This window comes from Chryseobacterium aurantiacum, assembly GCF_003020585.1.
Classification (GTDB): domain Bacteria; phylum Bacteroidota; class Bacteroidia; order Flavobacteriales; family Weeksellaceae; genus Chryseobacterium; species Chryseobacterium aurantiacum.
In genome coordinates this window covers 1-22450 of record NZ_PXUE01000005.1, presented here as the reverse complement: position 1 = coordinate 22450, position 22450 = coordinate 1, and the positions used below count along the sequence as shown (strand labels likewise).

The 22450-nt window shown below is 35.2% G+C and carries 25 protein-coding genes and 1 pseudogene; 19 read left to right on the top strand and 7 right to left on the bottom strand.

Annotation, left to right across the window (positions count from 1 at the left end; all coding sequences use genetic code 11):
* Positions 1-25: 25 nt before the first annotated feature.
* A complete protein-coding gene (locus C7D53_RS16225; protein ID WP_106917473.1) occupies positions 26-526 on the bottom strand; it encodes a hypothetical protein in 501 nt (166 codons plus the stop codon).
* 111 nt (positions 527-637) lie between these two features.
* Here C7D53_RS16225 and C7D53_RS21260 point away from each other — a divergent pair.
* From C7D53_RS21260 to C7D53_RS16145, 16 genes and pseudogenes are all read left to right on the top strand, one after another.
* Positions 638-850 (top strand): annotated as a pseudogene (locus C7D53_RS21260) (RteC domain-containing protein); the annotation flags it as partial.
* A 360-nt stretch (positions 851-1210) separates the two neighbouring features.
* Positions 1211-1867, top strand: a complete 657-nt coding sequence (locus C7D53_RS16215) for a MarR family winged helix-turn-helix transcriptional regulator (protein WP_106917471.1) — start codon at positions 1211-1213, stop codon at positions 1865-1867.
* Between the two features lie 44 nt (positions 1868-1911).
* Positions 1912-3402, top strand: coding sequence for a phytoene desaturase family protein (locus C7D53_RS16210; RefSeq protein WP_106917470.1), 1491 nt, complete (start codon positions 1912-1914; stop codon positions 3400-3402).
* 1 nt (position 3403) lies between these two features.
* Positions 3404-4240: a phytoene/squalene synthase family protein gene (locus C7D53_RS16205; RefSeq protein WP_106917469.1), complete on the top strand. Its 837-nt coding sequence runs from the start codon at positions 3404-3406 to the stop codon at positions 4238-4240.
* A 58-nt stretch (positions 4241-4298) separates the two neighbouring features.
* The gene (locus C7D53_RS16200) at positions 4299-4766 is read left to right on the top strand and encodes an SRPBCC family protein (RefSeq protein WP_106917468.1); all 468 of its coding nucleotides are present in this window, start codon (positions 4299-4301) and stop codon (positions 4764-4766) included.
* Between the two features lies 1 nt (position 4767).
* Entirely contained in the window at positions 4768-5220 is a 453-nt protein-coding gene (locus tag C7D53_RS16195; RefSeq protein ID WP_106917674.1) for a sterol desaturase family protein, read from the top strand.
* Positions 5217-5906, top strand: coding sequence for a lycopene cyclase domain-containing protein (locus C7D53_RS16190; RefSeq protein WP_106917467.1), 690 nt, complete (start codon positions 5217-5219; stop codon positions 5904-5906). Before C7D53_RS16195 ends, C7D53_RS16190 begins: the two co-directional genes overlap by 4 nt.
* Positions 5896-6444, top strand: coding sequence for a lipocalin family protein (locus C7D53_RS16185; RefSeq protein WP_106917466.1), 549 nt, complete (start codon positions 5896-5898; stop codon positions 6442-6444). The genes C7D53_RS16190 and C7D53_RS16185 overlap by 11 nt, the downstream gene beginning before the upstream one ends.
* Before the next feature lie 25 nt (positions 6445-6469).
* The gene (gene ribA, locus C7D53_RS16180; protein ID WP_106917465.1) at positions 6470-7060 is read left to right on the top strand and encodes a GTP cyclohydrolase II; all 591 of its coding nucleotides are present in this window, start codon (positions 6470-6472) and stop codon (positions 7058-7060) included.
* 183 nt (positions 7061-7243) lie between these two features.
* Entirely contained in the window at positions 7244-7543 is a 300-nt protein-coding gene (locus C7D53_RS16175; protein WP_106917464.1) for a hypothetical protein, read from the top strand.
* A gap of 623 nt (positions 7544-8166) precedes the next feature.
* Positions 8167-9642: a hybrid sensor histidine kinase/response regulator gene (locus C7D53_RS16170; protein WP_106917463.1), complete on the top strand. Its 1476-nt coding sequence runs from the start codon at positions 8167-8169 to the stop codon at positions 9640-9642.
* A 5-nt stretch (positions 9643-9647) separates the two neighbouring features.
* Positions 9648-13250 carry a response regulator gene (locus C7D53_RS16165; RefSeq protein WP_106917462.1) on the top strand — a complete coding sequence of 1201 codons (3603 nt, stop codon included), beginning with the start codon at positions 9648-9650 and terminating at the stop codon, positions 13248-13250.
* Positions 13251-13265: 15 nt separating this feature from the next.
* Positions 13266-13631 (top strand): response regulator, encoded by a 366-nt coding sequence (locus C7D53_RS16160; RefSeq protein ID WP_185126709.1) that lies wholly within the window; start codon positions 13266-13268, stop codon positions 13629-13631.
* Positions 13632-14462 carry a CheR family methyltransferase gene (locus C7D53_RS16155; RefSeq protein WP_106917460.1) on the top strand — a complete coding sequence of 277 codons (831 nt, stop codon included), beginning with the start codon at positions 13632-13634 and terminating at the stop codon, positions 14460-14462.
* Positions 14463-14474: 12 nt separating this feature from the next.
* Positions 14475-15044: a chemotaxis protein CheB gene (locus tag C7D53_RS16150; RefSeq protein WP_106917459.1), complete on the top strand. Its 570-nt coding sequence runs from the start codon at positions 14475-14477 to the stop codon at positions 15042-15044.
* 27 nt (positions 15045-15071) lie between these two features.
* A complete protein-coding gene (locus C7D53_RS16145) occupies positions 15072-15443 on the top strand; it encodes a response regulator (RefSeq protein WP_106917458.1) in 372 nt (123 codons plus the stop codon).
* 29 nt (positions 15444-15472) lie between these two features.
* Here the strand turns inward: C7D53_RS16145 and C7D53_RS16140 are convergent, their stop codons facing one another.
* Positions 15473-15775: a hypothetical protein gene (locus tag C7D53_RS16140; RefSeq protein WP_106917457.1), complete on the bottom strand. Its 303-nt coding sequence runs from the start codon at positions 15773-15775 to the stop codon at positions 15473-15475.
* Between the two features lie 141 nt (positions 15776-15916).
* On the opposite strand from C7D53_RS16140, the gene C7D53_RS16135 reads away from it, so the two are divergent.
* From C7D53_RS16135 to C7D53_RS16125, 3 genes are all read left to right on the top strand, one after another.
* Positions 15917-17203 (top strand): cryptochrome/photolyase family protein, encoded by a 1287-nt coding sequence (locus tag C7D53_RS16135; RefSeq protein ID WP_106917456.1) that lies wholly within the window; start codon positions 15917-15919, stop codon positions 17201-17203.
* 30 nt (positions 17204-17233) lie between these two features.
* Complete coding sequence (gene hemH / locus C7D53_RS16130; protein ID WP_106917455.1) at positions 17234-18262, top strand: ferrochelatase; 1029 nt, start codon at positions 17234-17236, stop codon at positions 18260-18262.
* 64 nt (positions 18263-18326) lie between these two features.
* The gene (locus C7D53_RS16125) at positions 18327-19007 is read left to right on the top strand and encodes a MarR family winged helix-turn-helix transcriptional regulator (protein WP_106917454.1); all 681 of its coding nucleotides are present in this window, start codon (positions 18327-18329) and stop codon (positions 19005-19007) included.
* 380 nt (positions 19008-19387) lie between these two features.
* Here the strand turns inward: C7D53_RS16125 and C7D53_RS16120 are convergent, their stop codons facing one another.
* From C7D53_RS16120 to C7D53_RS16100, 5 genes are all read right to left on the bottom strand, one after another.
* The gene (locus C7D53_RS16120) at positions 19388-19942 is read right to left on the bottom strand and encodes a DUF4256 domain-containing protein (protein WP_106917453.1); all 555 of its coding nucleotides are present in this window, start codon (positions 19940-19942) and stop codon (positions 19388-19390) included.
* 146 nt (positions 19943-20088) lie between these two features.
* Positions 20089-20487 carry a DoxX family protein gene (locus tag C7D53_RS16115; protein ID WP_106917452.1) on the bottom strand — a complete coding sequence of 133 codons (399 nt, stop codon included), beginning with the start codon at positions 20485-20487 and terminating at the stop codon, positions 20089-20091.
* A gap of 16 nt (positions 20488-20503) precedes the next feature.
* Complete coding sequence (locus C7D53_RS16110; protein WP_106917451.1) at positions 20504-21082, bottom strand: YdeI/OmpD-associated family protein; 579 nt, start codon at positions 21080-21082, stop codon at positions 20504-20506.
* 128 nt (positions 21083-21210) lie between these two features.
* On the bottom strand, positions 21211-21675 hold the full coding sequence (locus C7D53_RS16105) for an SRPBCC family protein (protein WP_106917450.1): 465 nt from the start codon (positions 21673-21675) through the stop codon (positions 21211-21213).
* 123 nt (positions 21676-21798) lie between these two features.
* Positions 21799-22128 carry an ArsR/SmtB family transcription factor gene (locus tag C7D53_RS16100; RefSeq protein WP_106917449.1) on the bottom strand — a complete coding sequence of 110 codons (330 nt, stop codon included), beginning with the start codon at positions 22126-22128 and terminating at the stop codon, positions 21799-21801.
* Positions 22129-22450: the final 322 nt, after the last annotated feature.

Here is a 22450-nt window from a genome sequence, read left to right as displayed (position 1 = left end):
GTTTTGTTAATATAGAGGTTAGCAATTATTTTAAAGCTTTGTTAACTACTTTACAATCTGCTGTATTCAGTTTTTGTCCCTCTTTATAGCTTATCTTTTTTTCGTCGGCATATTTAGATAGTCCGTCTTCTTCTTTATGATCTCCAATACCCTCGGTTAAGACATTATCTTTTTGAAGAAAGTAAATATCTCTTTTGCTTTTTTTACCTTCAGAAGTGAACTCATACGTCAGTTTCAAAGTATCTCCAGACTTAAAACCTGTTATATCACCCTTTGAGCTGTCTTTCTCGCTGTTTTTGTAAGATAATTTTCCGGTAATGGTTCCAAGATTGTCATCTATAGAAGCAAAAACACTGTCTTTTCCTGTGGCTCCAATATAACAGAAAGATTTTGGACCTAATGTATCCACTACAGGCTCAGCTACAGCAATGGTATCCGTTTCAACTTTCGGAGCGGGAGCTTCTGCCTTTTTATTACAGTTGATTAAAAAAGCTGAAACAGCACCCAATAAGATTAATTTTTTCATATCCTTAATTATTATAATCAAATTTCTATGCTGCTAAATTAATAATAGTATTTGTATATAAAAAGTCCTTAGCTCTCAGAAAAATGTAAAAAGGAATAAAGTCCCGCATAAATAAAGAATTTTTACCAGCATCATATTGGTTTTTATGAATACTACAGACGAAAAGCAGGATTTCTGAATCAAATATATTTTGTCAGAAACCAATTTGACCTTACAACAAAGCTTGAATCAGGAATATATAACTGCGATGAAAAATTTGCTACTTCCCATGATTTAGTCAATGACCTTTTGGAAAAATATCTCCTGAAATCCATCAATGAAACTGAAGGATATGTTTATGAAAAAATAAATGACAAATCACTACTGTACTGGTCTTCTTCAAAATCTGGCCCTATTATAGCTTCCAGAATTTCAAAATTAAGCAGAATGGCTATTTTCATGGCAATGATAATTTGATTTATTCCTTATATATCAAGTTATTTTAATGCATTTTTTAGAATAAATTACAATTAAGTTGATTTATATACTATTTCACGCCTGCCTTTTTAAAGACAGGTTTTTTATTTTTCTTTCTATAAATAAATGCTTTAAACACTCAGTTATAATTGTAAAGGATAAAAATAAAATAAATAAAAGTATATTTATAAACCTTAATAAGTATATTTGTATACTAATTTATTCTATATGAATTTTGATCTTATAAAAGCAGTTGTTGGACTTGTTCAGCAATTCATGGAACAGAATGAAGATAATGTACTTTACAGTAATGATCTTCAGGGATTTACAGAATGGATCAATGCTTCTTCAAAATCTTATTCTGAGCAGGGAAATCCGGATTGGGTGGGGAAGGAATTAGGAAGAAGTTCTGAAAGTATAATCAATACCTTATTGATAAAAATGGGAAGGTATGCAAAAACGTACTCCAGGTCAATTGGTAATTCCGTTTTTTCAAGCCAGGATGATTTTATTTATCTGATAAGCCTGAAAACAATGGGAGCTATGACAAAAATGGAGCTTATAAGGCATAATGTAAGTGAGAAATCTTCCGGAATACTTATTATTAACCGCTTAATCCGTTATGGCTGGGCTGAACAGACCGTCTCTCAGAAAGATAAAAGAATCAAACATATTCTGATAACCGAAAAAGGAATTTCTGTACTGGAGGAACATATGGATGAGATCCGCAAAGCTTCAAGGGTAGTAGTGGGAAATTTGAACCATTCTGAACAAATGCTGCTCATTGCTATACTTTCTAAATTGGATGAATTTCATGATTCTTTTTACCGTATGAATATTGAAGCTACAGACTTGCTGGATATCGTGCACAAAAGACTGAACTGATAACATATTAAAAGAACCTGTAAAAAACTATTAAATAAACAACAATGAATACTGGAAAATTAAGAAAGAGAATTGCGGTGATAGGCTCCGGATTTTCCGGGATCTCAGCGGCAGCTTATGCTGCAAAGTCAGGAAATGAGGTACATGTATTTGAAAAGAATCATCAGCCAGGTGGTCGTGCAAGACAATTTAAAACGGATGGGGGATATGTTTTTGACATGGGCCCCAGTTGGTATTGGATGCCTGATATTATCGAAGGCTTTTTTAGCGATTTTGGTTGTAAAGCATCCGATTTTTTTAATCTTGTTTCTTTGGATCCTCAGTTTGAAATGGTTTTTTCACAAGAAAAGATTTCAGTTCCTAGAAAAAATGATGATATCCGTGAGTTGTTTGAAAAAATAGAAACTGGTGCGGCTGGGCAATATGATCGGTTTATGCACGCTGCCCAATTTAAATATGAAGTAGGAATGAAAGATTTTGTAACAAAACCTTGTTATAACTGGCTGGAATTTGCTTCTTTAAAAATAGCGGGAAGTGCATTGAAACTTGATCTTTTAAGTAATTTCAGAAATTATGTTTCAAGGTATTTTACTGATCCCAAACTCAGATCCTTAATGGAATTTCCGGTTATATTTTTGGGTGCTTCTCCAAAGCATATTCCTGCTCTATACAGTCTTATGAATTACGGAGGGTATGTTTTGGGAACAAAATATCCTATGGGAGGTTTTTACCAGCTTGTGCTAGCCATGAAGAAAGTGGCGGAAAAGCAAGGGGTAATCTTTCATTTTAATCATGAAGTACAGAAAATAAATACAGAAAACGGAAAGGCGTCTTCAATAACAGTAGATGGTCAAACGTATGAGTTTGATGCCGTAATCGCCTCATCAGATTATCATCATTCAGAAACGTTACTACCTAAATCTCTTAGAAACTACAATGAATCATACTGGGAAACCAGAACCTTTGCACCTTCATGCCTCATTTATTACCTGGGGATCAAGGGGAAGATTACTCACTTAAAACATCATACCTTATTTTTCGAAAACGACCTTGACAATCATATAGATTGTATTTATAAAAATAAGAAATGGCCTTCCAAACCACTTTTTTATGCATGTTGTTCTTCTAAAACAGATCCGGAGGTCGCACCTGAGGGTTGTGAGAATCTTTTTTTACTGTTACCTCTTGCCCCTGGAATATATGATGAGGAATCTGTAAGAGAAAAATACCTGATTGAAATGCTTGAACGAATTGAAAAACATACCAGTGAAGCTGAGCTTATTTCCAGAATTGAATATAAAAGAAGCTATTGTGTAAGTGATTTTATTTCGGATTATAATGCTTATCAGGGCAATGCCTACGGATTATCCAATACCTTATCACAGACGGCAGTACGGAAGCCCAAGATTCGAAACAGAAAGATCAGGAACCTGTTTTATACAGGGCAGTTAACGGTTCCGGGACCTGGTGTTCCTCCATCGATAATTTCAGGAAAAATTGTAGCATCTGAAGTATGTAAACTAAAAATAAAATAATATGAAAAAATTGTTTGATGAGTTGTCTTACGAAGTCAGTAAGTACACTACGCAAAAATACAGTACAAGTTTTTCATTGGGAATACTGGCATTGAAGCCATCCATAAGGCCTGCCATTTATGCCGTTTACGGATACGTGCCCCTGGCGGATGAAATTGTAGATAGTTTTCATGGCTATGATAAAGAGAAGCTTCTCAAGAGATTAAAGGCTGAAACCTATGAGGCACTGGAAGATGGTATATCACTCAATCCCATTTTGCATTCATTTCAAGAAACGGTCCGTCAGTATGACATAAACAGACAGCTAATTGATCAGTTTTTGCACAGTATGGAAATGGATCTTCACAAAATGGATTATAATTCCGAACTATATAAGGAGTATATCTATGGATCTGCGGAAGTTGTAGGACTGATGTGTCTCCAGATATTTACAGAAGGTGACAAGCATCAATATGATAAGCTTAAACCCTTTGCCATGAAATTGGGGTCAGCTTTTCAGAAAGTTAATTTTTTGCGGGATCTGAAGGATGATTATCAAATTTTAGGAAGGACCTATTTTCCTTCCCTGAATATTTCAGTTTTTGATAATACAGTAAAAACGGTGATTGAAAAGGAAATTGAAGAAGAATTCAAAGAAGCATTACAGGGAATTAAAAAACTGCCGGGTTCATCCATTTTCGGAGTATATCTTGCCTACAGATATTATCTTTCCCTGTTTGAAAAAATAAAAAAAACAAGTTCCCAGAATATATTGCAGCAAAGAATCAGAATTGCTAATTCGCAAAAGCTGCTGGTTGCATTTAAAAGTTATATCCGGTACAAGTCTGCTTATTTTTGAGAGTAGAATTCCGGGTGAAAATGATTTTTTGCAGTGTTTAACGATCAATAAAAAATAAGTGATGTACAGATTATACAGAGAACAACAACTGAGTTGCAATATTGAAACGGCAAGGAAATTTTTTTCATCCCCTCATAATTTATCGGAAATAACCCCTGAGAGCATGGGCTTTGTAGTTCTTTCAAATGTGAAGGATAAGCCTATTTTTAAAGGAATGGAAATAGATTACACGGTTTCTCCCTTGTTGGGAATCCCAATGAGATGGAAGACCATTATTAGCCAGGTTGAAGACTATAAAAGTTTTACAGACTTTCAAAAAGAAGGTCCATATAAGCACTGGAATCATTTTCATGAATTTATTCCCAATGAGTACGGAGTATTGATGAAGGATACAGTGGACTATAAGCTCCCGCTGGGGATTTTGGGTAAAATAGCCCATCAGTTATTCGTAAAAGAAAAGCTTAAAAATATTTTTAATTTCAGATATAAGGTCTTGAATGATCTTTTTAACAATAAATGTAATTAAAATGAATGTTCTGATCGTTTTGGGAGTATTTATTTCAATGGAAGGAGCTACATGGCTTATCCATAGGTATATTATGCATGGCTTTTTGTGGTTCCTGCACCGGGATCATCATGATCATAGCCATGATGGCAAACTTGAAAGAAATGATTGGTTCTTTTTCATTTTTGCAAGTCCGGCTATTGCTTTATTATATCTTGGAGTACAGCAGGATTTTAGTTATTGGTTTTTTATCGGCCTGGGAATAAGCCTTTACGGAATGGCCTATTTCTTTGTGCATGATGTTTTTATCCATCAGAGGGCAAAGGTCTTTACCCACACAAAGAACCCATATTTCCTTGCCATTAGACGTGCCCATAAGCAGCATCACAAACATTTGGGAAAAGAAGACGGAGAGTGTTTCGGTTTTCTGTGGGTTCCTGTCAAATATTTTAAAATGTATTTCAATAAAAAATGATGTCCTATACTTACATACTGATTAACTTTTTCACCGTCATTATCTGCTTTTTGGCTTCTTTTGATGGAAGAATAAAGTTTAATAAGCTTTTCGGAAAATTTCTGCTGTCATCCACTATTGTGGCAATTCCTTTTATTGCCTGGGATATATGGTTTACTGCAAAAGGTGTATGGTGGTTTGATCTCAAGTATACACTAGGAATTAAAATAGCGGGACTTCCCATAGAGGAATGGCTTTTTTTTTACTGCATTCCTTTCGCCTGTGTTTTTACTTACTATTGCCTGGAAAAGTATTTTACCCTTGGTTGGACTAGATCCTTTAATAATCTCATTGTATTTACGTCTTTTATTGTTCTTGGTGTCGTAGGGCTTCTGTATTATGAAAGAATATATACTTTTTTGACGGTAATTGTAACGCTATTTACGCTTTGCTATCTGCATTTTATCGCTCAAAAAGAATGGATAGGAATGGCCAGTCTGGTTTATCTGATCTTGATGCCTGGCTTTTTTGCTGTGAATGGAATCCTGACAGGCTCTTTAATTCCTTCTCCGGTTGTTAATTATAATCCTGATGAGTTTTTAGGCATTAGAATGGGAACGATTCCTGTTGAAGATGCCGTGTACGGTTACAGCCAGTTTTTACTTAATATTTATTTCTTTAAAAAAATAACTGAAAATGAAAAATAGAATAATTCCTACAGTATTACTATGCTTTGTGTTGTTGAATAGTATGACCTCCTGTTCCTCGATGCCTGAGAAAGCACAACCTGTCAAACAATTTGATGTCAATAGGTATTTAGGAACATGGTATGAAATAGCAAGATTCGATTATTATTTTGAAAAAGATCTTGATAATGCAATTGCGCAGTATAGCCTTAACCCAGATGGAACTGTAAATGTAGTCAACAGTGGGTATAATTTTAAAAAGAACAAATGGGTGTCTGCCAATGGGACTGCTAAATTTAGAGGAGATAAGAACATTGCTGCACTTAAGGTTAGCTTTTTTGGTCCTTTCTATGCCGGATATAACGTAGTTGCTCTACAAGATTTTAAATATGCGTTGGTTGCAGGGAAAAACTTAGATTATCTCTGGATTCTGTCCCGTGAGAAGACTATTCCGGATAATGTAAAACAACATTTTATCACTGAGGCTAAGGAGATCGGTTACGATACATCAAAACTTATCTGGGTAAAGCAGGATAAAAAAAGTCCGTTCGACAAATAGATTATACTAATTAAAATCATAAAAAATGCTCAAAATACAAGCACAATCAAAAATACCTACAGATTATGGGATATTCACAGTATATGCATTTTCAGAAAATGAAGAAGACTGGAGTCCCCATTTGGTTTGGGTGGCAGAAAATACAGATTTTGTAGGGACAGTAAATGTACGTTTTCATTCGGAATGCATAACAGGAGAAGTTTTTCACTCCAAAAAATGCGAATGTGGACAACAGCTGGATGCTGCCATGAAATATATGTCTGAAAATGGAGGAGTGATAATCTATCTCCGTCAGGAAGGGCGAAATATTGGGATCATCAACAAGCTCCGGGCTTATGAGCTTCAGGAAAAAGGATTGGATACCGTTGAGGCTAATCTGAAACTGGGGCTCCCGGCAGACGCAAGAAACTTTGATATTGCCATTGAAATACTCATTATGATGGAGATCACAAATATTAATCTGTTGACAAATAACCCTGATAAGATCCGATCAATAGAGAACAGTGGAATTATTTTCAACAGCAGAATTCCTTTGGAAATTGATTCCAATGAAGTAAATGAAAGCTATCTTGCGAAGAAGAAAAAATACTTTGGTCACCTTTTGGAGAACATATAATATGTTTAATTTATTCTTGGTATTAGTATAAAAATAGTTATGACTTTGAATATGAATGGTATAGATAGAAAGAAAGTAAGGCCATCAATTCTATTTTGAGAATTTAAGAAATTTTAACATTGTAAATCATGTTTTAGGCATAGACATTGTTTATTTATATACCAATTACTAAAATATTATATTATGAATAATTCAGATTACAACAAAGCGGAAAATGCAGTTAATGAAACAGAAAACTCTTTAAAAAATGCAGCTGATAATGCAAAATGGAAGATCAGTGAATTAGCAGATAAAGCGAAAGACTACATCAATGAAAAAAGAGGTAATGATCAGGAAGCTACGCAGGAAGACTGGTTAGACAGAGTAAAGTCAAATGTTTCCGATGCTTGGGAAGATATTAAGGATAAAGCCGATGAGGCATGGGAAAGTACCAAAGATGCCGCTGAAGATGTAAAGGCAGAATGGAGAAAAAAAACCAATTAATGTAAGTTTAAGCAATGACCGGAATCGTAAGATTCCGGTCATTGTTGTTTATAATAGTTTTTTTATGTACTATTTTTTGAGTTTATTACAAAGCCGTAGTTAGAAATGACATACAATTTTAGTATAGAATTCTACAGCCTTCCAGTTAACCCTCTTTTTTACTGTTCTGTTCACTGGCTCAAACTTTTCAATAAACAATAGAAGGGTATCCAAGACTTTGATTTTTATCCATGATGTCATGAATAGATTCTTTTCCTTTTCCACTAAATGTATTCAGTTTTACTTTGCTACTAATAATCTGGAAATAATATTGTAAATGTTTCCCCTCTTTAAAATGAATTCTTTGGCCTTAAAGGTCATAGTTTCACCTCCAAATAAGTAAAGAGTTTTTACCTCGATATTCATACAGCTTATTGTCTTTTTCATAGTTTTATTTTTCTGAAAATTAATGCAGATTTTCTTGTACCTGACAAAGGATTTTAATCCCTATGCTATTCATATTTCTTTCAATATAATGTGGTATCAAATCTTCATATATAACCTTTAAAAATTGCTGTTTTTCGAAATATTGTGAGTATTTTTGAGGCTTAAGTATCCGTAACTAATTATTGATTTTAATTTCTATGATTTTAATTGTTGATGACAACCAAAGTAATCTTTATTCACTTCAAAAATTACTTGAATCTAAGGATTTTCAGGTCGAAACGGCCTGCTCCGGTGAAGAGGCTCTTGGTAAAGCGCTGAAAAAAGACTATGCCTTAATTATTTTAGATGTTCAGATGCCAGATATGGACGGCTTTGAAGTTGCTGAAACACTTTCGGATTACAGCAAGACGAAAGATGTACCTATCATATTTTTGTCGGCTGTCAATACGGATAAAAAATTTATAACACAAGGCTACGCGTCCGGCGCTAAGGATTATGTTACCAAACCCGTAGATCCCGAGATACTTTTGCTTAAGGTAAAAACATTCTATAATCTTCAGGAGAAGAATCTTGCCATGAAAAAAACACAGCAAAATCTTGAACTTGAAGTGAAGGGTAGACGAGAGTTACAGGTTACCATGAAGTCCCAGATAGATCACTTTCATTTGATGCTAGAGTCACTTCCTCAGATTGCATTTACGCTTAATGAGGACGGGATTGTGGATTTTGTTAATGGTAAATGGTACCAATATTCCGACACAGAGCAAAATTTCCCTGAAACACATCCTGATGATCGGGATATAGGTGAAGAATTAGAGAGATGCAGAAAAAAAGGAAAAGCACTGGAATTAGAAATCAGAATTAAAAATATTGTCTTAGGTAAGTACCGGTATCATTTACTGAGAATAACTCCTGTATATGATGAAAATCGTATTAAAAACTGGGTAGGAACATTTACTGATATTGACGATCAGAAAAAAGTAGAAAAGGAAAAAGATGAGTTTTTAAGTATTGCAAGCCATGAATTAAAAACTCCTTTAACCAGTATTAAAGCATACGTTCAGCTATTGGAAAGAAAGCTGAAATTAGACAAAGAAAGTCCAGAAGCCGGATTTGTTACTAAAGTTCAGGGGCAGATTGAAAAACTGAATAGCCTTATCACAGATCTTCTGGATGTTTCAAAAATTGAAAATGGCAAACTTAAGATTAATAAAAAGCCTGTTAATTTGGAAAGCGTTATCAGTAATGCGGTTGAAACAATATTGCAGACCCATGATGAGCAGCAGGTAAGAATTGAGCGCCACGGAACAAAACCCGATATCTTAATTCCATTGGATGAGATTCGCGTTGAGCAGGTACTCATTAATTTTCTTACGAATGCCATTAAGTATTCGCCTGACAATAATCAGGTAATTGTGACAACATTTGTAGATAAGGAAGCCCAGGAAGTTAGAGTAAATGTGACTGACTTTGGGATTGGAATTCCTGATTTTAAGCAGGAGGCAGTATTTAAAAAGTTCTATCGTGTAGAAGAATCGTCATTGCAGTTCCAGGGAATGGGAATCGGCCTGTATATATGTGCTGAAATTATCAAACAGCACCATGGAAGTGTTGGGGTTTCCAGTATCGTGAACGAGGGCTCTACGTTTTATTTTACCCTACCTCTAAATTAATTTTCATGCCTAAAAAAATTATACGAAATCTTCAGGTTGGGATAGGTCTTTCCCTTCTGATTTTAATAACTAGTTCAGTGGCCTCATACTGGAGCATCCAGAATCAGATGAACCACCGTGAAAATCTTTCCCAAAGCAGGCGTTCTGTAACGGCTGTTAAAGATATTCTTGTAGCCCTGCTGGATGCAGAAACGGGAAACAGGGGCTATCAGTTGACTGGTAGGGAAGATTTTCTGGAACCATACAAACGTGGCGTTAGAGAATATTCTAAAGCTTTGGTGCTGGCAGAGTCATTAGGAGTACAGGATAAGAACCAACAGGAAAGACTCTCTGGATTAAAAATAGCAGTCAGTCAGGTGATGGATAATCTGAAAAACCTTGTGGAAAACAGACGAAGAGGAATTGTCATGACCCAGCAGCAGATTGTTACTGGTAAAGCCTATATGGATGAATGCCGTAAGATTGTAAGAGACTTTGTACAATATGAGGAGAGCCAGGTTGAAATTAAAAATAAAGATTTAACACGTTCATCCGAAACAACAGTGATTTTTATTGTTTTTTCTGCATTGGCTGCAGTAGTTGTGACTGCATTTTTCTATTTTAAAATGCGTGCAGATCTTATCAGAAGAGACGAACTTGAGAAAATGCTTAGAGATAAGGATCAGGAAATGATGCGACGTGTAAGTGCCATTCAGAAAATTGCGAACAGAGTAGCCAATGGTGATTACAGCGAGAAAGCAGTGGATAATTCTGAAGATGATCTTGGAGATCTTGTAGAATCCCTGAATCACATGACCGAATCCCTTAAAGCATCCTTTGATAAAATTAATAAAAGCGACTGGAGACAGAAAGGACTTGCTTTGCTGAATGAATCCATGGTTGGGAATACATCAGTGCAGGAAGTATCAGACAAGGCTTTGCACCAGTTGATTGAATATGGAAATTGTATCAACGGTTCACTTTATCTTTTTGATGAGGGTATTCTAAGGCTTAATAAAGCATTTGGATTAGAAACAAACATGAAAAGAACCTTTGACCCTGGAGAGGGAATGGTTGGACAGGCTTTCCTGAATGGTAAGACACAGGTATATAATAATCTTTGTGAAGAAGACTTTGTCGTAACCTTTGCCAGCAGTACCATTAAGATTTATGGAATAATTCTGATACCTGTTTTTGCAGATGGACTTGTAATAGGAGTTCTTGAATTGGGATCTACCTCCAACTTCGAGGAAGACCAAATCAGTTATTTTGAGGAGTGTTGTGTGAATATAGGAATAGCCCTGAATGCTGCCAAAGGAAGAGAAAAAGAACAACAACTCCTGGAAGAGACACAGGCTCAGTCTGAAGAATTACAGGTACAGCACTCTGAGCTTGAAAATCTCAATACTGAATTGGAAGCTCAGACACAAAAGCTTCAAGCCTCAGAAGAAGAGTTAAAAGTACAACAGGAAGAATTGATGCAGGCCAATGCAGAACTGGAAGAACGCTCAAGATTACTTGAAGAAAAAAATCATTTAATTGCGGAACGAAATAATGAGATTCAGAAAAAAGTAGAGGAACTTGCACTTAGCACAAAATATAAGTCTGAATTCTTAGCCAATATGTCTCACGAATTGCGAACACCCCTTAATTCAATCCTTCTTTTATCAAGGCTAATGGCAGAAAATCCGGATGAAAACCTTAATGAAGATCAGGTAGAATCTGCCAGAGTCATCCAAAGTTCAGGAACAAGTTTATTAACCCTAATAGATGAAATCCTTGACCTTGCAAAAATAGAATCTGGTAAAATGACATTGGAATACCAGAAAGTGACAGTTGAAGACATCGTAAAAGATCTCAAAGACCTTTTCAGTCCTATATTTCAGGAAAAAGCACTTCCATTCAATATTAAAATTGATTCAGACACAGAGAAAGTCATTGAAAGTGACCGTCTCAAAATTGATCAGGTCCTAAGAAACCTGTTATCTAATGCTTTAAAATTTACAACAAAAGGAAGCATTGATTTACATATCAAAAGACATTCTCAAAAGCCTGAATTTATTATATTCTCAGTTAAAGATACAGGTATTGGCATTGCAGCAGATAAACAGAAAATTATCTTTGAAGCATTCCAGCAGGCGGATGGATCTACAAAAAGAAAATTTGGAGGTACCGGTCTGGGGCTTTCCATAAGCCGTGAAATTGCAAAACTTTTAGGTGGTGAATTAGTTCTGGAAAGTGAAATGAATAAAGGCAGTGAATTCAGTTTTGCTATTCCTATCTACCCCTTCACTGAAATTGCTCATTCTGAAACAGACCAGGACCTGGTAGAGATTATTCGTGAAGATGTTGAAGAAATCCAAAATATCCTTGATAAAGGAGATGCATTTCAAGTAAATACCTTAAAAATACCAGAAGATATTGAGGATGACAGAGAGAACATCCAGGAAGGGGATAAAATCATTCTTATTATTGAAGATGATACTAATTTTGCAAAAGCTTTACTGAAATATGCCCATTTGCAGGCCTATAAAGGGATTGTGGTTGTTAGGGGTGATTACGCTCTTTCAGCAGCTCAGCAATATCATCCTCATGCGATCTTATTGGATGTTCAACTTCCTGTAAAAGATGGATGGGAAGTGATGGACGAACTAAAGTCGGATCCTAATGTGAAACATATTCCTGTGCACATGATGTCTGCGCTTCATGTGAAAAAAGAAAGCCTTATGAAGGGTGCGGTTGATTTTATTAATAAGCCGGTAGCCCTCGATAAAATGACTGATGTATTTAAGAAAATTGAAGAAGCATTACAAAAGGGACCTCAAAAAGTTTTGATTGTTGAGGAAAATGCCAAACATGCCAGCGCATTGTCCTATTTTCTGAGTAATTTCAATATTTCCTTATCTGTGGAACACAATGTTGAAGATAGCGTAAAAGCACTTACTTCAAATCTTGTTGATTGTGTAATCCTGGATGTTGGGGCTGAAAAAGGGAATGATTACCATATTATTGAATCAATAAAAAGCTATGAAGGGCTGGAGAATCTCCCAATCATTATTTTTACTGAACATCATTTATCTAAAGAAGAAGAACTTAAAATAAAACAATATGCAGACTCCATTGTTGTGAAAACAGCACATTCTTATCAGAGAGTTTTGGATGAAGTAGGTTTATTCCTACATCTGGTGGAAGAGAAAAATGGTTCAACTGAAAATAGCAGAGGCAAGATGCTTGGGTCTTTAACGGAAGTTCTTAGTGGAAAAAAAATCCTTATTACCGATGATGATGTACGCAATATTTTTTCTTTAACTAAGGCACTTGAAAAGTATAAGGTTGAAGTAATTGTAGCCATGGATGGTAAGCACGCCCTTGAACAAATCAGCCAAAATCCTGATGTGGATGTTGTTTTAATGGATATGATGATGCCGGAAATGGATGGTTATGAAACTATTAGGGTAATAAGAAATATGCCGGCATTTAAAAAATTACCTATTATAGCTATTACTGCTAAATCTATGATCGGGGAGCGTGAAAAATGTATTACGGCAGGAGCTTCTGACTATATCTCAAAACCAGTAGATATTGATCAGTTATTATCGCTCCTTCGTGTTTGGATGTATGAAAGTTAAACAGATAAAATTCTGATGGATAAGAAAATCTTAATTGTGGATGATGACCCACGCAATATATTTGCATTGAAATTAACTCTTAAAGCGCGTGGATATGCAGTTGAATCCTGTACAATGGCTCAGGAGGCTCTAGAAATACTGAAATTCGGATCTGCGTCCTATATTGTTTTGATGGATATGATGATGCCCGGAATAGATGGCTATGAGGCAGTCAGGATGATAAGAACTACTCCCGAAATCAAGCATGTTCCTGTAATTTCTGTAACTGCGCAGGCAATGCCTGAGGATCGTCAGAAATGTATGGAAGCAGGAGCAGATGATTATGTATCAAAACCAATTGATGTGGATCTTTTAATACTAGCAATACAAAAAATTTCATAGATGCTGGAACCAAGTATCGTAAGAGATGAAGAAATAGAATATCTTATCAGAGATGTTTATCAGCTTTATGGCTATGATTTTTCTGGCTATAGCAGGGCTTCATTTAAAAGAAGAGTAAACCGTATATGTCTATTGGACAGGTTCACAAGCTTTGCAGAACTTAGATATACCATTATGAATGATAGTGAATATTTAAAACGTTTTGTAGAGGAAGTTACAGTGAATGTTACAGAAATGTTCAGAGATCCCTCTTTTTTTAAAACATTACGAAAAAAAATATTACCTCAGTTAGGTACCTATCCGCTCATCAGGATCTGGATTGCAGGCTGTTCAACGGGAGAGGAGGCTTATTCTATTGCTATTCTGCTGAAAGAAGCCGGCCTTTATAATAAATCCTTGATTTATGGTACTGATTTGAATCCAGCTGTTCTTGAAACAGCCAGAGCAGGGATCTTTCCTTTACAGCAGATGAAACTTTATTCAGAAAATTATATGCTTTCCGGTGGAATAAAAGATTTTTCTGATTATTATACTGCCAATTATGACAGTGTAAGGTTTGATAAAAGCTTGCAGGAAAAACTGATTTTATCAACTCATAACCTTGTATCAGATAGCTCTTTTAATAGTTTTCAACTGATTGTATGCAGAAATGTTCTGATTTACTTTGACAGGGACCTTCAGGAAAGAGTTTTCAAGCTTTTTGATAACAGCTTGGAAAATTTGGGCTTTCTTGCATTGGGAGCTAAAGAAACCTTACGATTTTCTACTATTGACAAGAATTATCATCAGATCGAAGATCAGAAGATCTGGAAAAAAATTGATCATCATTAATATCTGATACGTATGGAGTCACAAAGCAATACGAGATTAATTGTTATTGGAGGATCAGCAGGAAGTCTTCAGGTCCTTATTGAAATGATTAAAAACCTGGATAATAAAATTCATATTCCCATTTTACTGGTAATTCATCGTAAAGCACAATCAGGAGATGTTCTTAGGACTTTACTGCAACAGTTTACAAGAATATCCGTTGTGGAGGTTGAGGATAAAACACAGATTGAAGAGAATACCATATATATTGTTCCTGCCGATTATCACTTATTGTTTGAGAATGATAAAAATATGTCATTAGACAGCTCTGAGAAAATGAATTATTCACGACCATCAATAGATGTGACATTCAGATCTGCGGCAGAGATTTATGGGGAATATGTAATTGGTGTTCTTTTGTCGGGGGCTAATGCTGATGGAGTAGAAGGGTTAAGTTATATCAAAAAGCATAATGGAAAAGTATGGATTCAGGATCCTGAAACCGCAGAAATAGAATATATGCCCAGACATGCTATGGACGAAATTGATTACGACCTGATGATTACACCAGGTACTTTAGCAAACTATATAAAACAATTATAAAATTTTAGAAAAAAATATATAAATAATATGAGTAAAAAGAGAATTTTAATTTTTGATGATGATACGGCAATTTTAGAAGTAATTACGATCATATTTGAAGAAAACGGATATGAGGTAAAAATCTCAGAAACATCACATGACATCCTTGAGAAAGTGGCAGACTATCAGCCGGACGTTATTTTGATGGATAACTGGATTCCGAAAATCGGTGGTGTAGAAGCGACCAAACTTCTTAAAAGTACCGAAGCATTTAAGCATATTCCTGTTATCTACGTTACTGCCAATAATGATATTGTAGCTTTAGCATCACAGGCTCAGGCAGATGATTATGTCTCAAAACCTTTTAATCTGGATGATCTGGAAATAATGGTGGATAAGTATATAAAAGCACAAGCATAAACGTCTGTCATATAAATCTATAAAAACTCTCAATTTTCTGGGAGTTTTTTCTTTTTAAGAAGGTCGTGGATTCTGATTTTTGTTAATGATCCGCTATTGATATCCTGAATCAAAGAAGACAATAAAAAATAAAGATCAGGGTTTTCAAAAATGATGTTTGAAAAAGTCTTGACAAGAATTAATTTTTTGGATACAATATTATGGGTGGCAAAATATTCATTACTTACATTTATATGAATATTCAAATCTTTCTTTATAACCCACTGAAAATACTCAGCAATGAGTTTTTGATCTTTCATCACATCTAATCGTTCAGTTTCCCACGAGTCCATAATACTTATTTTATTCTGTTTAAAATTTGACAAACTTTATGCCATGTATATTATTGGTGTATTAATATACTTTATTGATTATTATTAGTATATTTGTGTTTTAATATTGAAAAATAAGAGTTATCTTTTAAAGATCAAATCATGAAAAAAGTGAATATTTTTTGGTTCCGGAGAGATCTCAGACTGGAAGACAATACAGGGCTTTGTCATGCCCTTAATACAGGGTTAAAAGTTGTTCCTATCTTTATTTTTGATACTGATATTTTAAATAATCTTCAGAATAAAAGTGACAGAAGGGTAGACTATATCCATCAGGCTTTACAGCAGATTCATAAAGAACTTAAGAAGTATGATAGTGGACTTTATGTTTATTATGGGACTCCAATGGAAGTCTTTAAAAAAATAATCAAGGATTTTAATGTAGATAGTGTTTTTTGTAATAGGGATTATGAACCGCAGGCTATAAAAAGGGATTGGCATATAGCTGATCTTCTTCTGAATTATCATATCAAGCTGAAGGATTTTAAAGATCAAGTCATGTTTGAAAAAAATGATATTCTGAAAAATGATCTTTCTCCATATACTGTTTTTACCCCATACTCAAGAAAATGGAAAGAAAATCTAAAAAATATAAAAACGCTTGATACAAACCTGGATCAGTTTGCCAATTATAGAGGGCCGTCGGATATCATTTCGTTAAAAGAGATCGGATTTAAGAAATCAAATCTTGAATTTGTAAAACCTGAACTGAATAGGGATATAATAGATTCTTACGGAGATTACCGTGATTTCCCCGCAATGGATCATACCACCCGTCTTGGTACAGCATTGCGTTTTGGAACCATTTCGATTCGGAAATGTGTACAATATGCCCTTAAACATAATGAAGCCTGGCTTAATGAACTTATTTGGAGAGAATTTTTTATGCAGATCCTATATCATTTTCCGAGTGTTGTCCATCGGTGCTTTAAAACAAAATATGAGAATATTGGATGGAGAAATAATGAAAATGAATTTAAGGCATGGTGTGAGGGAAGAACAGGATATCCCATTGTAGATGCGGGAATGAGACAACTTAATGAAACAGGATTTATGCACAATAGGGTAAGAATGATCACAGCCAGTTTTCTTACTAAACACCTGCTTATTGACTGGCGATGGGGTGAAGCCTATTTTGCTGAAAAATTATTAGACTATGACCTTTCGGCCAATAACGGAAACTGGCAGTGGGCTGCAGGCTGTGGTTGTGATGCAGCGCCCTATTTTAGGATTTTCAATCCTTACGAACAGACAAAAAAGTTTGATAAGTATAATTACTACATCAGAAAATGGCTTCCTGAAGATTACAGTGTAGAGCCTATTGTAGAACATGCAAAAGCAAGGGAGAGAGCATTAAAGGTCTATAAAGAAGCACTCGCAGAATACTAGTATAACCATTCAATTATAAAATAAATAACATTGGCAAAAAAAGGAATTTTATTAATTAATCTTGGATCACCGAGGTCAACTGCTGTAAAAGATGTGAAGGAATATCTGGATGAATTTCTGATGGATGAAAAAGTAATTGATTATCGTTGGATCTTCCGGGCGCTTCTTGTTCAGGGAATAATCCTTAAAACCAGGCCTGCAAAATCTGCAGAAGCTTATAAAACCGTATGGACAGACGAAGGTTCTCCACTTATTGTAATCACAAAAAAGGTACAGCAAAAATTGCAGAATCTGGTGGATATCCCTGTGGAAATAGGCATGAGGTATTCAGAACCAAGCATTGAAACAGGGATCAGGAATCTTGTTGAAAAAGGGATCAAAGAAATTGTACTCTTTCCCCTTTATCCGCAGTATGCAATGAGTACCACTGAAACAGTGATTGAAAAAGCAGAAGAAATTAGAAAGAAGAAATTTCCAGATGTAAGAATAAACTATGTACAGCCTTTTTATAACCGAGATTTTTATATAGATTGTCTGGCGGAAAATATAAGGGAGAAACTTCCTGAAAATTTTGATGCCTTATTATTTTCCTATCATGGTGTTCCTGAGCGACATATTTACAAAACAGACCCTACAAAAACATGTAATATGAATGATTGCTGCTATAAAGACTCCCATCCAAGCCATGCATTTTGCTATCGCCACCAGTGTTTTAGTACAACTGAACAGGTCATCAGAAAACTAGAATTACCAAAAGATAAGGTCATTGTTTCTTTTCAATCCAGATTGGGAAAAGACAAATGGATAGAGCCTTATACAGACCATACGTTAGAAACTATTCCAGGAAAAGGCATTAAAAATATTGCAGTGGTCTGCCCGGCATTTGTTTCAGACTGCCTGGAAACTCTTGAAGAAATTTCGGTTGAAGGAAAAGAGCTCTTTCTGGAAGCTGGGGGTGAGAATTTCACCTATATCCCTTGCCTGAATGACGAGGATCGCTGGATTGAAGTGATCCGAACCTTGTGCGAAGAGCAACTACAACAATTTTATTTCCTTTAGTTTTGAGTATATTATTGCACGATTCTTTAGAAAATTAGGTATTTTTGTAAACTATTTAACGGATATGAATTATACACTTATTAAAGATTATATAGACCTGTTGCAGGAGTTCGAAAACGAAACCGCGGCTTATCCTGAATTATATCCGGGAACAGTTCAAGGCTTTAAAGCTTGGATTTCTGATAAGGAGAATACAGAACAGAATAATAATCCCAAAGAACCCTACTGGGAAGGCAAAGAGAATGGAAGAACAGCCGAAAGTGCAATAAGTACATTGCTTGTCCATCTTAACCGGTATGCTAAAACCTATTCAAAGTCTGCTATCCTGGACTCTGAATTTTCCACTCAGGAAGACTTTATCTATCTTATTAATCTGAAAGCTTTTGGTGAGATGACGAAGATGGCTCTTATCAAAAAAAATATTCATGAAAAACCTGTAGGGATGCTCATTATTACCAGACTTCTGCGTCAGGGACTTATTGAGCAAACAGATTCTGATCTAGATAAAAGAAGTAAATTGATCCGTATTACTGAAAGAGGACTCAAGATCTTGGAAAGCCAAATGAAAAAGATCCGCCAGGCTACCAATATTGTTGCAGGAAATCTTACTCACACAGAAAAGATGGAACTTATACGTATCCTTAATAAGCTGGATCGTTTCCATTACCCTATTTTTTCGCGAAATATTAATTCAGAGCAACTTATCAATACTGTTTATGATGAGTATACATTTAAAATTTCTTAGAATATTGCCTCTTATATCGTCTTTGTAGCATAAAGCATTCAGGTGAAAGGTTTTTAATTAAACTTACCCTATATCAATGATTTTTTTATCCAACTTATCCTATGTTTGCTCGTTTCCTTTGAAAAAGCCAATGATAGGAAATTACAGCTGTTAGATGATCCAAACAAAATAACGCTGCATATTGTGCAATATGCATTAAATTTGGTAAAGTAAATAACATTTCTATAGAGTAGCCCCTAGTTTTATATTAAAAATTGGATATAAATATAAAATGATTATCTGTTGAAAATTTTGCGCTTTTAGGATAGAATAATGAACTTACTCTAACACTCTAACACTCTAACACTCTAACACTCTAACACTCTAACACTCTAACATCCTCAAACCCTCAAACTCCCCCTAAAGCCCCTTGCTGCATAATAGGAATCTGCACCATTATGATACATAAATACCTTATTGTAACGTCTGTCACAAAAGATTGCACCTCCCAGTTCTCTGATGGAAGCCGGAGTTTGTACCCAGCTTGAAGTCTTTTGATCGAATTTTCCAAGTTCCTGAAGTTGGCGGTATTGTTCTTCGGTTAGAAGTTCAATTCCCATTTCAGAAGCTTTATCTATAACGTTGCTTTCAGGTTTGTTGGCTTTTCGGGAATTCCAGGCTTGATAATCATAGCAAAGACTTCTACGCTTGGGACTTTCGGGGGAGCAGTCGAAGAAGATGTATTCATCCGTTCTTTTATCATAATCTACAACATCAGGTTCGCCTTCTGTATCTTCCATTTCATGTAAAGACCATAGTTTTTCAGGGTTGGCTACCAACTTGGCCTGAATTTTCTCCCATTTCAGATCCTTATGGCGAGACATATTTTTTTCGAATCGAACTTTTATTATTTTTAAAAGTTGGTTGATTTGTTCTTGGGTCAGTTTCTTTTTCATATCAAATTTTGTTTTACAGTTTACTCTTTTGAATAGAGTTGATTTGTGATGTTGGAAATTGTAAAGGGGTAAATTTTGCTAATAGATTATTTAAGGAACAAAGATTTTGTTGAAGATAAATTTTTGATTTTTTTCTTAAAGATTTATTAATCAATAATAGTGATTTTTCTGTCTGCAGGTCTGAAATACCAGGAAATGAAAACCAGCACGAATAATAATACTGCCGGAAAAGTTCTGCCACCCGTGTCACCCACGATCAGATGGGAAATAACAGCTCCTGACATTACAAAGAAAAACCCGGCATAAGCCCATTCCTTTAAAAGAAGGCGTTTAGGAATCAGTATGGCAATAACGCCAAGGATTTTCCATATTCCGATAATGGTCATCAGGTAAGATGGATAGCCAAGGTTAGTGAAATTGAGCAGTTCATCTTTACTTTTCATCAGCTGGACAATTGCTGTAGAAACCATTCCCAGGGCCATCCAAAGCGTGAATATCCAATAGATGATCCTTGTTCTTTTTTGTGATTGTTGTGGTGTGTTCATGATTTGTTTTTTATAGTTAGTCTTTTAATCCTATTCCGTTCCTGATTTGTGGAATGCATTTTTCAATGCGGGCTTCACGGGTTTTAGACTGTTTAGCGGAGGAAAAATGGAGGAGGTAAGCTCTTTGTCTTCCAGGGGTTAAGGCTTCAAAAGCTTTTTTTAACGTGGAATCATTGTCCAGTTTAGATTGAAACTCGTCAGGCATTTCAAATTCTTTGGTTTTCTTCATTTCAACTTTAGCTCCTGATTCCTCAATTTCAACGGCTTCAAACATATAAGCTTGAATATTTTTTTCCAAATCAGCAATTTGTTGCAAGTCTGTAAAACGAATTTGTCTTGCAGCCTGTACATTTTCAGATTGCTGGATCAGGATCTGGTCCGGATCTTTCATTAAAGCACCTTTAAAAAAGAGAAGTGCGCAATATTCTTTAAATCCGTGAATTAAGAAAATATTTTTACCCTCGTAGGTATAACAGGGACAGCCCCATTTTAGATCTTCTACAAGTTCGGTGCTTAGGGCAATTGCTCTTAATTTTTCAAATTCTTCTTTCCATTGTATGGCTTTATCGAAGAAAAAATCAACTTTTTGATTCATGGGTTTTATGTTTAAGGGTTTGAGGGTGTTAGAGAGTATTAGAGTATTAGAGTATTAGAGTGGGAGGGTTATTGGGCTAGGGGAAATGAGGTGATTTTTACAATGTTTAGCCTGAAACCTATAATCTGCTACTTGCTACCTAGCTGTTTCTGCAAACGATTATGTGCCATATTAATGCCCTGTGCAAAAGGCATTTTCAAATGCTGATCTCTAAAATCTACCGATTTATAAATGGACTGGATGGTGATTTTGCTGCTGGTATCCGTTAGTTTTTCAAATTCTAAAAACTCGAACTGTGCAGGAAAAGGAGTGTTTTCCATCTGAAAAGTTCTTGTAATTTTCTCATTCTGAATAATTTCGTGAATGGTTCCGTTAGCACTGAAAATTACGTCACCCTGAGGGTTTGATGTTTCAAATCGGTAACTTCCATGCTGCTTATTTTCAAATTTTGTCACTTTGGTTCCCATCCATTGTTCGAAAAGTTCAGCTTCTGTATACGCCTTGAAAAGCAGCTCTACAGGAAGATCAAATTCTCTGGTAATAAAGATTTCCTGTTTTCCGTCTTCTGCGTGGATTTTTGTTTTAAGTTCCATATTTGGTGTTTTGTTTTGATTTTTAGAGTATTAGAGTTTTAGAGTATTAGAGTTTTAGAGTATTAGAGTGGGAGAGTTTGAATGTTTTAGGGTAAGAAATGATTGTTCTTTATTTATCTCTAATTATTCATTTTTTAAGTTTTGGAAGGCTTTCATGACACTTTCCAGTTTGTTGAATTTCTCATCCCACATTTGGCGGAATGGTTCTATAAAGTCGGCTATTTCTTTCATTTTATTGGGATTTAGGTGATAGATAATTTCTCTACCGTTTTGTTCTGATCTCAGTAACTCACATTCTGTAAGGATCTGGAGATGCTTGGAAACGGTTGGTCTTGCCGTATCAAAATTGGATGCAATAGCCCCTGCAGTCATAGATTGTGCCGCAACCAACATCAATATGGATCTTCTGGTAGGATCTGATATCGCCTGAAATACATCTCTTCTTAAATTCATTACGTCGTTATTTGACTACAAATATATATGTAGTTATTTAGCTACGCAAATTTTTTCTGTTAAATATTTTATTATTATGATTAAAATTCTTCATACTCTATGAATTTGCTAGGTAATTATTTGTTTTCTTAGTACATTAAATATTTTCACGCAGATTTTAGAAAGCATAATAGGAATCTGCTATATCAGCTTAATCAGCGAGCGATTTCTTAGTATATTAAATGTTTTCACGCAGATTTCGGAGATCACGCAGATTTTAGAAAGCATAACAGGAATCTGCTATATCAGCTTAATCAGCGAGCGATTTCTTAGTACATTAAAT